14 protein-coding genes are annotated in these 12,041 nt (G+C 62.4%); 7 read left to right on the plus strand and 7 right to left on the minus strand.

From position 1 onward, the window contains the following. Positions 1-18: 18 nt before the first annotated feature. Positions 19-885, minus strand: coding sequence for a hypothetical protein (locus tag AC56LW_RS09635; RefSeq protein WP_499633817.1), 867 nt, complete (start codon positions 883-885; stop codon positions 19-21). Positions 886-1,101: 216 nt separating this feature from the next. Between AC56LW_RS09635 and AC56LW_RS09640 the strand changes: the two genes are divergently transcribed. The 3 genes from AC56LW_RS09640 (at position 1,102) to AC56LW_RS09650 (ending at position 2,835) form a co-directional block, all read left to right on the plus strand. Then, positions 1,102-1,569, plus strand: coding sequence for a hypothetical protein (locus AC56LW_RS09640; protein WP_499633819.1), 468 nt, complete (start codon positions 1,102-1,104; stop codon positions 1,567-1,569). Positions 1,570-1,636: 67 nt separating this feature from the next. Further along, positions 1,637-2,251 carry a 2-hydroxychromene-2-carboxylate isomerase gene (locus AC56LW_RS09645; protein ID WP_499633821.1) on the plus strand — a complete coding sequence of 205 codons (615 nt, stop codon included), beginning with the start codon at positions 1,637-1,639 and terminating at the stop codon, positions 2,249-2,251. A gap of 305 nt (positions 2,252-2,556) precedes the next feature. Beyond that, entirely contained in the window at positions 2,557-2,835 is a 279-nt protein-coding gene (locus AC56LW_RS09650; protein ID WP_499633823.1) for a hypothetical protein, read from the plus strand. Positions 2,836-3,044: 209 nt separating this feature from the next. Here the strand turns inward: AC56LW_RS09650 and AC56LW_RS09655 are convergent, their stop codons facing one another. After that, the gene (locus tag AC56LW_RS09655) at positions 3,045-4,211 is read right to left on the minus strand and encodes a tyrosine-type recombinase/integrase (protein WP_499633825.1); all 1,167 of its coding nucleotides are present in this window, start codon (positions 4,209-4,211) and stop codon (positions 3,045-3,047) included. 197 nt (positions 4,212-4,408) lie between these two features. Here AC56LW_RS09655 and AC56LW_RS09660 point away from each other — a divergent pair, with 197 nt between their 5' ends. After that, the gene (locus tag AC56LW_RS09660; RefSeq protein ID WP_499633827.1) at positions 4,409-4,807 is read left to right on the plus strand and encodes a hypothetical protein; all 399 of its coding nucleotides are present in this window, start codon (positions 4,409-4,411) and stop codon (positions 4,805-4,807) included. Between the two features lie 75 nt (positions 4,808-4,882). Here the strand turns inward: AC56LW_RS09660 and pnuC are convergent, their stop codons facing one another. Then, positions 4,883-5,497: a nicotinamide riboside transporter PnuC gene (pnuC, locus tag AC56LW_RS09665; RefSeq protein ID WP_499633829.1), complete on the minus strand. Its 615-nt coding sequence runs from the start codon at positions 5,495-5,497 to the stop codon at positions 4,883-4,885. Positions 5,498-5,602: 105 nt separating this feature from the next. Further along, the gene (locus AC56LW_RS09670; RefSeq protein WP_332532058.1) at positions 5,603-6,097 is read right to left on the minus strand and encodes a pyridoxamine 5'-phosphate oxidase family protein; all 495 of its coding nucleotides are present in this window, start codon (positions 6,095-6,097) and stop codon (positions 5,603-5,605) included. A gap of 173 nt (positions 6,098-6,270) precedes the next feature. Between AC56LW_RS09670 and nadB the strand changes: the two genes are divergently transcribed. From nadB to AC56LW_RS09685, 3 genes are read left to right on the plus strand one after another with little or no spacing between them, the layout of a single operon-like run. Then, on the plus strand, positions 6,271-7,881 hold the full coding sequence (gene nadB, locus AC56LW_RS09675; protein ID WP_499633832.1) for an L-aspartate oxidase: 1,611 nt from the start codon (positions 6,271-6,273) through the stop codon (positions 7,879-7,881). Position 7,882: 1 nt separating this feature from the next. Beyond that, positions 7,883-8,782 (plus strand): DMT family transporter, encoded by a 900-nt coding sequence (locus AC56LW_RS09680; RefSeq protein WP_332532056.1) that lies wholly within the window; start codon positions 7,883-7,885, stop codon positions 8,780-8,782. 27 nt (positions 8,783-8,809) lie between these two features. Continuing rightward, positions 8,810-9,667 carry an NAD-dependent protein deacetylase gene (locus AC56LW_RS09685; RefSeq protein ID WP_499633834.1) on the plus strand — a complete coding sequence of 286 codons (858 nt, stop codon included), beginning with the start codon at positions 8,810-8,812 and terminating at the stop codon, positions 9,665-9,667. Positions 9,668-9,670: 3 nt separating this feature from the next. On the opposite strand, the gene AC56LW_RS09690 is transcribed toward AC56LW_RS09685, so the two are convergent. Genes AC56LW_RS09690 through nadA form a run of 3 tightly spaced genes read right to left on the minus strand, consistent with a single transcriptional unit; the run spans position 9,671 to position 12,013 of the window. Then, the gene (locus AC56LW_RS09690; RefSeq protein ID WP_183552409.1) at positions 9,671-9,991 is read right to left on the minus strand and encodes a hypothetical protein; all 321 of its coding nucleotides are present in this window, start codon (positions 9,989-9,991) and stop codon (positions 9,671-9,673) included. A gap of 28 nt (positions 9,992-10,019) precedes the next feature. Continuing rightward, positions 10,020-10,883, minus strand: a complete 864-nt coding sequence (gene nadC, locus AC56LW_RS09695) for a carboxylating nicotinate-nucleotide diphosphorylase (RefSeq protein ID WP_499633836.1) — start codon at positions 10,881-10,883, stop codon at positions 10,020-10,022. Further along, complete coding sequence (gene nadA / locus AC56LW_RS09700) at positions 10,880-12,013, minus strand: quinolinate synthase NadA (RefSeq protein ID WP_499633838.1); 1,134 nt, start codon at positions 12,011-12,013, stop codon at positions 10,880-10,882. Before nadA ends, nadC begins: the two co-directional genes overlap by 4 nt. Positions 12,014-12,041: the final 28 nt, after the last annotated feature.

Consider the following 12,041-nt stretch of genomic DNA (forward strand, 5'->3'; position numbering starts at 1 on the left):
CCTCCCTCTCAGCGCAATCTATGATGTGGTCCAGATCGCTGCAGATGCATCATCTGACGCTTTCACCGCGCGTTCTGCTGTTCGTGCACTCGTAGCTTCGTAGTTCCGCAACTTGTCGAGTTGCGCCTTGAGCCCGTGGGCGATGCACGCCTCCACCAGCGCCGCGTCAGTGTACAGGCAGTAGAGATCGACCAGCCGATAGAAGCCATCGGTCATCACCAAAACGCTGGCGTCGTGCGCGAGGTCGACGCTGTGTCGACGCGCCTGGAACGGCCCATTCGGATGAAGACACAGGACACCGGGCGCGGGCGCCAGGTTTTGTGATTCGCGGCGGGCTCGCAGCATCGGGAGCATCTGTTCGCGTCGACTTGCCGGATCCCCGATACCGTCGGCCGTCAATCTGGCAATCACATCCTGCAGAACAGCTTCCTGTGGATTCACGAATGGATCCAGGTCGATACAAGGCCCGCTGGTCGTGTACAGCAGCGTCTTGCAGTCGCCAAGGCAGTACAGCGTAGCGCGTGCAGCCTCGTCATGATGCGAAATCCTCAACCAGGTCATTGCTGCAATTGGCCACGCATGCACTGGAACGTCGTGACCGGCTGTAAGATGCATAAACTGCGTTCGGACATCGGCGATCGCCATTCTGACGCAATCAGGCTGATCGCGCCCTGGTATCAGCATTTTTTGAAGTGAATCGGTAAACGCATGGACGAACCATGCGACATCGCCACGTACTTCGTCGATGTAATCCCGTTCCGCCACGGATGAGCCACCATCAATGACGACAATGTCGCTCACGCCGGCGCATGTGAACACTGCGATGTGGTCATCGTTGTGTTGCGAATTGGGGTTGGCACCAGCGGAAACATGTTCAATTTTCATTAAGCAACGTATATTTGATCATGCTGGGACTCTACCCCTATCAAACACAGGGGACAAGGAGATAAACCTGCATCGAAACCTAACTCGACAATATATTCCCTAATGTCGAGTGAGATTATTTCAGGCTGATTCACTCCGACGCCTCTTGATGTCTGACACGTCTTGGCTGCACCTTGCCACCACCATCATCTTCTCTCACCTCGCTGAAAGTCGCAGATGAAAAACCTGGCCATCCCACATGTCTATTTTGCTGGTATCACAAGCGCTATCGGCGCCCTCATCCACTTCGCTGCCATTGCCGGCGGAACCGGCTGGTTTATATTCTTCAATGCACCGCAGCAGGTCGTGGCATCATCGCGCGCCGGAACCTGGCTGGCACCAGTGAGCACCAGCATTATCGGACTACTCATGACGGTGTGCGCGGCTTACGCCTTCTCCGCATTGGGACGCTTGCCGCGCCTACCGCTACCCCGCCTCATGCTGGCCGGCATGGCCGGGGTCTGCCTGTTGCGTGCTGCGGTGATCGTGCCGCTGGCGATCAATCACCCGCAACTGCGCACTACTTTTGAACTCATCAGCGCCGTCATCTGGGCCCTGGCCGGCGCTGGCTTCCTGGTCGCCTGCCTGACACCCGTTCGCCAACCGCAGCCGCTGGCGCGCACGCCGCTCGGAACGATCACCTGAAGCTCCTGCCCGTAAGGGTATTGAGATCCGTTGCCTCCTCCTCATCGACTGACAAGATCCACGCTCAATGAACATCATCGAATTCTGGTTCGATTTCGGCAGCAACTACAGCTACCTGAGCATGATGCGGATACGGCGCGCAGTGGCCGCTGCCAACCTGCGTGTCGAGCTGAAGCCGTTCATGCTCGGCCCGATCTTCAAGTCGCTCGGGTGGGAGACGTCGCCATTTGTGCTGCAGACGCTGAAAGGCGATTACGTATGGCGTGACATGCGCCGCCAGTGCGTCAAATACGGCTTGCGCTGGCAACGCCCTTCCCTATTTCCCCGTAATGCGCTGCTTGCCGCGCGCATCGCACTTCAGGGCGAAGGCACGTCCTGGCTTGAAGATTTCTGTGAACAGGTCATGCTGGCCAATTTCGCAGACGACCGCGAAGTTGGCGACGAGGCGGTGCTGGCCGGGATTCTCGCCGGACTTGGCGCTGACAGTGCAGAGATCATTGCGGCAGCTAAAACGGATGCGTGCAATGCCGCGCTGCGTGCGCGCACAGCCGATGCCCAGGCCCGCGGTATCTTTGGCGCGCCCATGTTTTTCGTTGGCGACGAGATGTTCTGGGGGAATGACCGTCTCGAGGATGCCATCGCTTACGCTAAGACGATGGTAACGGCGGCACGAGCAGCATGATTGCGTGCCGTGCCGTCGAGTAGACAATCTATGTTCCGAGTTGTGTTGGGTTGTAGATCCGATAGATACAACGCCGCTCAGGAACCGGCTACTTGCAGCGGGCGCTGAACACGCAAGAAAATCCAACGACGACATGCTCCCCGGCCCTCGCTAATTGCCGTGTGCCCGGCTGCATCCACACATCCCACCCATTTCAGATTGCAGCAATCCGCGAGAGCCGCGCACGGCACGCATCCGGTGATTTGCACGTAACCGATGACTGCGTGACAATGCGATAACACTTACTGATCACTCAAAGGCACACCATGAACATCACCGTCCAGAATACTGTCCCCGCAACAACCCGCATCACGCTCGTCGGCGAAATGCACGATGGCACCTTCGCTGCCGAAGTCATGACCGAGACCGCCGTTCCCTACACGCCATATTGGGATAACCTGCTCGAACAGCGAATCGTCTATATCCAACCCGATGATGAACAGCTCGACGCCATCATCAAGGCCTTGAACGAACGTCGTCTGACACTCGACGAGTTACAGAATTACGGCAGCGCTGAAGGCGGCACGTCGTCCATCCCGGTATAAGCAATCGGTCATCGCACAGGGGAAGTGGCGACGCCTCCCCTGCCGATCTGCGGTGACCACCGCTGAATCAGAGCAAACCTCTTTTCTGTAGACTCGTTTGAGGTTTATTGTCGGTTCCTAAGTAGTTAGCTTTAGAATTTTCGGCTGGTATTATTTCATGTGTTGGTTAGTTACATTTCTGGATGGAAGATCTCGTCTTCTCTATCGTTTTAGTTGATGCCTCGGTCACCGTTCGAACGCAGAATCTCGTCATGCCGCTCATGGTCGGTCTTGTGCAGATAGGCCGCCGTCGTCGCGATGTTCGCGTGCCCTGCTGTATCTTGCAGCGTCTTGAGTTGCACGCCACTGTTCGCATGATTGGTCAGCATACTGTGGCGCAGCCAGTGTGGTGACGCCAGGCGCAGCGTCGACGCGCTGTCGCCATCCCCTTTCGCCGCCGCATCATCCGCTGCGAGCTGGAAGATCGCCTTGAGCGCTTCGGACGCGGCCTCGTCGGTGATTCCTACATACTCTTTTGTACGGCTCGACAGCACCAGAGGCATGCGATCTCCCCTGCTCGTCTGCTCCAGCAGACCGAACGCGCGCCGGTAGTCGCGATAGGCGCCGACCGTAGCCGGGGGCGCCGGCAGACGGCGCGGCTTGTTGCCCTTGCCCAGCACGTCGAGCCACCAGCGCCCGTCGCCCTCGCTGTAGACGGCGCCCATGTTCGCGCTGACGATTTCGTTCAGGCGCGCGCCGGTCTGCGCGAACGCGATCAGCAGGAAGCGGTCACGCGCGCGTTGACGCGCGGTCGCTTCAGTATCCCCAGGCCGTGCTTCGGCCGCGGCCAGCGCATAGGCAATCGCGGCCGGACTCAGATAGCGGGTGATGCGGCTCGCGTGTGCAGCGCGGACATTGCGCACGAGCCGTGCAGGATTGCGGCGCAGGTAGCCGGTCTGCTCGGCAAACGTCAGAACGCCCTTGATCGCAATCATCGCCTGGCGGCGGCTGGTATCGGACAGTGGACCCGTGAACGGCCGATAACGCGGGTCGTTGCGTGGCCATTTGGTGGTGCTGATCCACGCGGGCGGCGGCTGCCGGATGAATTCCTTGTACAGATTGAGGTCGCCGACGTTCAGTTGCTGGAATGTCTTGCCTGCTTCTTCGCGGCACCAGGTCAGGAAGCGGTACAGCTCTTTCTGCAGATTGGCGACCGACTTGGGACTGAGCTCCCCATGAGAGATGTATTCGCGCGCCAGTTCGGCATCGCTCGTCGCCGAAGTGACGGGCTCATCGTACATGCTGGAAAAGCTGCCCGCACCAAGCCGGCTTGCGGCCGCGCGATCAGGGTCGGCTGGTGGCAGTGGGTCGAGATTGATCGGTACGAACACAGGCATGAGCACGAATGAAGATAACTGTATGGATATACAGTATAGCATCGTGCCGCCGGGCTTCGTAAGGTCTGATGGCCCAAAGTTTCGCTAAATTACCCGTGAAGGGCGCTCTCGTCCTACAGCGCCATGCCCTGCGCGCCGATACGTGTCCGCCCTGCCCTGCACGACAATGGATCATCCATTTTACGAAGGGGACTACCATGAACAGCAACGCACCCGCATCGACGACTGCAACCCAGGACGCCACCACTGTCGGTATTGGTGGCCAGACCAGCGGCCAGCAAGGCGCGACATCATCGCATGAGTCGCAGACAGAAACTGGCGGCAATGGTGGCCCGGGGCTGACCCGTAATCAGTCCGGACCGTATGTGAACGCGCCCGACGGTACCGAAGGGAATGAGCCGCCGATTACTGACGGCAGCGCCGCACCGCAACCGGAAGCGCCAAGCACGGTACCGCTCGACACGGCAGCAACGCACACTAATCCAGGCGCGCAGGACACGCGGCCAGGCCAGGCTGGCCCGAAGGTGACCGGCATGGGCGCGCCGGAAACGGGCGGCAATCAAAACGCAGGTGATCTGCCGCCATTCACGCGCTGAGTAAGTTGTGCCCGCCACTAACGTTTCGATGTTCGTTTGGCCAGCTATCCACGCAGGCCAGGCAACCACAAAACTTCACGGCGGGCCGCCTGCAGCAGCATGCTCCCCCCTTGAGACCTGTGCCGCAACCTGCTCTTGCTTCGCCAATTTGCGCCACCAGATCCACGACACGATCGCGTTGACCCAGAAGCACATGTACAGGAACGCCGTCAGGTACAAGCTGCGGCTGAAGTACAGCGGAACCGCAATGGTATTGACCAGCAACCACACCGGCCAGCTCTCGATGCGCCGCCCCATCATCAGCAACTGCGCGATAACAGAAAACACAAGCACCGCTGAATCGATGAATGGTGCGTAAGCATTTGTATAGAAGTAAAGTGCAGCGCCATACGCGCCAGTGGCAATAAGTCCGACAGGCGCCATCCACGCCATCGTGCGCCAGCCCGCATGGGTAATCGGCAGCGGTGCGCCGCCTTTACCATGCAACCAGCGCCACCACCCCAGCACACCCGTCACGACAAAGAAGGATTGCAGTACGACGTCGGCATACAGCTGCGCCCCCATGAATAGCAAGCCAAACAAGGTGCAGCCAACAATCCCGGTCCACCAGGTGTGGACGTTGTTGCGGCCTGCCAGGAAGATTGCGGCAGCCGTGAAGAGGTTCGCGGCCAGTTCAAGCGGAGATATCATCGGATGCGGCGGAGCCAGGATGGGAACATAGTGAATGTCCTCTGAATGAGAGCGGCTACTCTACGCCACTCTCATGCCCCGCCGCAAGTTAGTGCAGAGGAATGCTTACAGCTTGATGGTGCCGTGCTCCGAATCCAGATCCGGCTGCTTGCCGGTCACGGCTGCCTTGGCGACCGCAAACAGGCGCACCATCTTGCTGTCGTTTGAATCCCAGTACTCGGCTGCGTGCGGGACCACGCGCACGAGCACTGCGTGCTGGTCTTCCGGGCCGGCCGGGAACCAGGCCTGGACCATCGGGTTCCACATGCTGCGAATCTTGTCGCGATCGACGATGCGCTCGGCGGTGCCACTGACCGAGACATAGGTGCTGTCGTCGATATCCGAGAAACTGATGTTCACTTCAGGCTGGTGCGCGATGCTGTCCCACAGGGCGGTGGCCGAATGCACGAAGAACCAGATGCCGCCTTCGGCATCGACGTCCTGCTTGGTCATTGGCTGGCTGGCCAGGTGGTCGTGCTGGTCACGGAACGTGAACATGGCAAAGCGCAGGGAGCCGATGCGGTCTTCGAGGGCTGCGACGTGGGTGCGGTCTGCGGTCATGGTGAATCCTTGATTGGGTGAGTAATAGCTCATCCTAGCGTGCCGGACGCCGTCGTTCGGTGCGCGGGCGTACATTTGCGACCCGCTGCGGATGACTTTGGCCTGGTCAGGCTGTCCCGCAGCCGGTGGCAAATCGCTTATAGTATTGCCTCTGTAAACATTTCAACCATCCCATGAAATTCGACGTCGCGATCGTCGGCAGCGGCCTGGCCGGCCTGTCGGTAGCCCTGCACCTGGCCCAGACCCGCAAGGTTGCCATCATCTCCAAGCGCACCCTGCTCGACGGCGCCAGCGCCTGGGCCCAGGGCGGTATCGCCGCCGTGCTCGATTCGGGCGACAGCCACGAGCAGCATGTGGCCGATACCCTGGTTGCCGGCGCCGGTCTGTGCGACGAAACCGCCACCCGTTACATCGTCGAACACGGGCGCGAAGCGATCGAATGGCTGATCGATCAGGGCGTGCCCTTCACGCGTGACGCTACCGCTGAAATGGGCTTTCATCTGACGCGCGAAGGCGGCCATGGCCAGCGACGGATTATTCATGCGGCCGACGCCACCGGGTACGCCGTGCAAGTCACGCTGGAACAGAAGGTCCGCGCGCACCCAAATATTTCGCTGTTCGAGCACCATGTCGCGATCGACGTCATCACGTCCGCCAAGCTGCGGCCCAAGGCGGCCCATGGCAGCCAGCCGCGCTGCTACGGCCTGCACGTGCAGGATGTGAACAGTGGCGACGTGCTGACCTTCGAGGCGGAGCACACGGTGCTGGCCACGGGCGGCGCCGGCAAGGTGTATCTGTACACGACGAACCCGGACACCGCCACCGGCGACGGCATTGCGATGGCATGGCGCGCTGGCTGCCGGGTGTCGAACATGGAGTTCATCCAGTTCCACCCCACCTGCCTGTACCACCCGTATGCGAAGTCGTTCCTGATCACCGAAGCGATCCGCGGCGAAGGCGGCCTGCTCAAGCTGCCGCCCGAAGCGGGCGCACAGGCCGGCGAGCGCTTCATGCCGGCGCATGACACGCGTGGCGAGCTGGCGCCACGCGACGTCGTGGCACGCGCGATCGACTTCGAGATGAAGAAACGGGGCCTCGATTACGTCAACCTCGACATCAGCCACCAACCGCCCGAATTCCTGATGGAGCACTTCCCGACCATCTATGCGCGCTGCCTCGAACTGGGCATCGACATCACGCAGCAACCGATCCCCGTCGTGCCGGCCGTGCACTTTACCTGCGGTGGCGTGGTCACCGACCTGGCCGGGCGCACCGATATCCCCGGCCTGTATGCGGTCGGCGAAGTCGCCTGCACGGGCCTGCATGGCGCCAACCGGCTGGCCAGCAATTCGCTGCTCGAATGCGTCGTCGTTGGCCGTGCCTGCGCGCAGCAGATCGCGGCGAGTCCGGCGATTGCCAACCCTGCGCTGCCGGACTGGGATGCCAGTCGCGTCACGAACGCCGATGAAGAAGTGGTCATCGCCCACAACTGGGACGAGCTGCGCCGCTTCATGTGGAACTACGTCGGCATCGTGCGCACGACCAAGCGCCTCGAACGCGCGCTGCACCGGATCAAGCTCCTCAAGGAAGAGATCGACGAGTACTACCGCAACTTCCGCATCACGCCCGATCTGCTCGAGCTGCGCAATCTGGTCGAAGTGGCGCACCTGATCGTGAAAAGCGCCATGTCGCGCCACGAAAGCCGCGGCCTGCACTATTCGCGCGATTTCCCGGACACCCTGCCCAAGGCACTCCCGAGCGTGCTCACGCCGCGCCGACGCTAGCATGGAACGGCAGCGGCTTTCGCTCACGACGGTCCTTCTGCTGAGCATCCCGCCCGTACTGTGGGCGGGCAATGCCATCATCGGCCGTCTCGTGCGCGACGCCATGCCGCCGATGACGCTCAACCTGCTGCGCTGGTCGATTGCGCTCGTGATCCTGCTGGTGCTGGGCCGCGCCGCACTCCGCCCTGGCAGCGGCGTGCTGCGCAACTGGCGTCGCTACGCCCTGCTCGGTCTGCTGGGAATCGGACTGTACAACTCGATGCAATACCTGGCGCTGACGACCTCGTCGCCGCTGAACGTGACGCTCGTGGCATCTGGCGTGCCGGTCTGGATGCTGCTGGTCGGCCGGCTGTTCTATAACGTGCCCGTCAAGGGCCGGCAGATCGGCGGCGCCGTGCTGTCGATTGCCGGCGTGCTGGTCGTCATGTGCCGGGGTAGCCTGGCCGAGCTGGCCGCGCTGCGCCTGGTAGCGGGTGACCTGATCATGATCGTGGCGACCATTGTCTGGTCGTTCTACAGCTGGTCACTGCTGCAAAAGAACGATGTGCCGGCCCTGCGTGCGGACTGGGCGGCCTTCCTGCTGGCCCAGGTTGCGTATGGCGTGATGTGGTCGGCCGCGCTCGCCGGCGGCGAGTGGGCGCTGGGCACGCCCCAGGTCGTATGGAGCTGGCCCCTCGCCGGCGCCCTGCTGTACCTGGCGATCGGGCCGGCGATCATCGCCATGCGCTGCTGGGGCGCGGGCGTCCAGCGCGCCGGGCCCGGGATCAGTGCGTTCTTCATCAATCTGACGCCGCTGTTTACCGCGCTGCTGTCGGCCGCCTTCCTGGGCGAACTGCCGCAGTTGTACCACGTGGCGGCGTTCGGCCTGATCGTCGGCGGAATTGTCGTGTCGGCGCGGTAAATGCGGAGCGGTGGTACGATTCCACCCATGAACGACGAACTCGGCAACCCACTTGGCGACCACCACGCGGCCACGCAGCTGGCGGCGTTTCTCGAACAATACCCCCGTGCGCTGGTGCTCACCGGCGCAGGCCTTTCGACCGCGTCCGGCATTCCTGACTACCGCGACCGGGATGGCGTGCGGCGCGGCCGGGTCCCGATCCAGGGTCCGGAATTCCGGCGCGACCCGGCAGTCCAGCGCCGCTATTGGGCGCGCAGCATGGTGGGCTGGCGGATGATGTCGGGCGCGGCGCCAAACGCAGGCCACCGCGCGCTCGCCGTGCTTGGCGCAGACAACCGCATCGGCTCGATCCTCACGCAAAACGTGGATGGCCTGCATACCCAGGCGGGCAGTCGCGATGTGCTGGAATTGCATGGCAATATCCACCACGTGACGTGCCTTGGCTGCGGGGCAAACTTCACGCGCGCTGCGCTGCAGGTGCAGCTGGAGGCGGACAATCCGGGCCTGGGCCAGGTGCTCGCGCAGCCGCTGCCCGATGGCGACGCCGAGATCGATCCGGATGCGGTGACGGAATTCACGGCGCCGGCATGCGTGCACTGTGGCGGCATGCTGATGCCTGACGTCGTGTTCTTTGGCGACAATGTGCCGGCGGCGCGCACGGCAGCCGCGCTGGCACGGATGGAAGCGGCCGACGCACTGCTCGTGGTCGGCTCGTCGCTGATGGTGTATTCGGGGTTTCGCTTCTGCCGGCTGGCCGAAGCAGCCGGCAAACCAATTGCGGCGCTGAACCTCGGGCGCACGCGCGCTGACGACATGCTCACGCTGAAGATTGAAGCGTCCGCCGAGCGGGTCTTGCCGCTCGTGGCGGGTTTGTTCGGGGCGTAGGGCTTAATTATTGCTGAACTTGATCACCAAACCGGTGATCAAAGCCGCCGCCATCGCGATCGACAGCACGCCATGCAACACGGGCGACCCAATCGACGCATCCGACGCTGCAGCATCGCGTTGCATCGCCATCGCCCGGCTCAGCACGACCGGGCGCAGAAAACCGCGAATACCGACCAGCAGCATGCCGATGCCGAAGAACAGTTCCCCCTTCATATTGTAGAGAATCCCGTCCATCAACTGGGGTACACCCAGCAGCAGGCCGAAGCCGAGCCAGAACAGGCGGAACACAAGCGAACGTTTCAGTTTGGTGGTGATCGACATAATGAAGTCTGAGAGTTGAGCGGTGCGATCAGACGATGCGCAGCGAGTAATCGGTGGCGTGCACGTCCTTGGTCAGGCTGCCGATGGAAATGCGGTCCACACCTGTTTCGGCGATCGCGCGTACGGTGTCCAGGTTGATGCCACCCGACGCTTCCAGCAGCGCACGGCCGGCATTCACCTGCACCGCCTCGCGCATCATGGCCAGGTCAAAGTTATCGAGCAGGACCGACTTGACGCCGGCAGCCAGCGCTTCTTCAAGCTGGGCGATGGTTTCGACTTCGATCTGCACCGGCGCGCCAGCGTTCAGGCTGGCGGCCGCCGTCAGCGCGGGCGTGACGCCCCCGGCAGCGGCAATGTGATTTTCCTTGATCAGGATGCCGTCATACAGCGCCATGCGCTGGTTCTTGCCACCACCGACCCGCACCGCGTACTTCTGCGCCTGGCGCAGGCCGGGCAATGTCTTGCGTGTATCGAGAATCGCCGCGCTGGTGCCAGCGATGACGTCGACGTAGCGCCGGGTGGCAGTGGCCACGCCCGACAGCAGCTGCAGGAAGTTCAGCGCGGCGCGCTCGGCCGTGAGCAGCGCGCGCGGGTTCGCCGTGATCGTGCAGACGGTGCTGTTGGCCGGCATCAGGTCGCCTTCGGCAAATTGCCATGCGATGTCGGTGTCCTGGTCGACCGCCAGCATGACGCCCTCGAACCACGGCGCACCGCACAGCACGGCCGCTTCGCGCACGATCACGCGCGCCGTAACGCGGGTGTCGTTCGGCACCAGCTTGCCGGTCAGGTCGCCGCTGCCGATGTCTTCCAGTAGCGCGGCCAGGATATTCTGTTCGAACGCCGCCTGCAGCTTGTCATCAAACTGGGCGTGGGGATTGTGCAGACTGGTCATGCGGGGCCGACTCCGGAAAACATGGGGGCATTCTGTTCGAGCGCGCCGATTGGCAACGCCTTGGCGCGTTTGGCCGCAGCAAAATCGAGCATGCGGTCGATCGCGCGTTTGGCTTGCAGGCCGACAGCGGGATCGACATGTACTTCGTTGCCGCCCGATTCGAGCACCTCCGCCAGATTGCGCAGGCCGTTCATTGCCATCCACGGGCAATGCGCGCAGCTCTTGCAGGTGGCGCTGTTGCCAGCGGTCGGCGCTTCGATGAAGGTCTTGCCAGGCGCGGCCATCTTCATCTTGTGCAGGATGCCGTTGTCGGTAGCGACGATGAAGTGGGTGGCGTCCAGCGTCTGCGCGGCGTTGATCAGCTGCGTGGTCGAGCCGACCACGTCGGCCTGGGCCACGACGTTCGCTGGCGACTCCGGGTGCACGAGCACCTTGGCCAGCGGGTACTCGGCCTTGAGCAGGTCGAGTTCGATGCCCTTGAATTCGTCGTGCACGAGGCAAGAGCCCTGCCACAGCAGCATGTCGGCGCCGGTCCTGGTCTGGATGTACGAGCCCAGGTGACGGTCGGGTGCCCACAGGATTTTCTTGCCCTGCGCGTGCAGCTCGGCCACGATATCCAGGCCGATCGACGACGTCACCATCCAGTCGGCCCGCGCTTTGACTGCGGCGCTGGTGTTGGCGTAGACGACGACGGTGCGGTCGGGATGCTGGTCGCAGAATGCGGCGAACTCGTCGGCCGGGCAGCCCAGGTCGAGCGAACAGGTCGCATCAAGATCGGGCATCAGGATGGTTTTTTCGGGGCTGAGGATCTTGGCCGTCTCGCCCATGAAACGCACGCCGGCGACAACAAGCGTTTGCGCGGCGTGGTCACGGCCGAAGCGCGCCATTTCCAGTGAGTCGGACACGCAGCCGCCCGTTTCTTCGGCCAGGTCCTGCAGGTCGGCGTCCACGTAATAGTGGGCGACAAGGACTGCGCCTTTTTCTTTGAGCAGGCGCCGGATCTTGTCCTTGAGCGCATTGCGTTCGGCCAGTTCGGGCGCGCTGGGGATGCGTGCCCAGGCTTCGGCGGTGCAGGCCAGACCGGCCTGGGGCCGGTCGTATTCATATGTCTTGATCGGTACGGTGTCCATACTCTTCTCGGTCTCCTTGGCAGGGGAC

The sequence above is a fragment of the Telluria sp. LT2P80 genome (assembly GCF_059685955.1).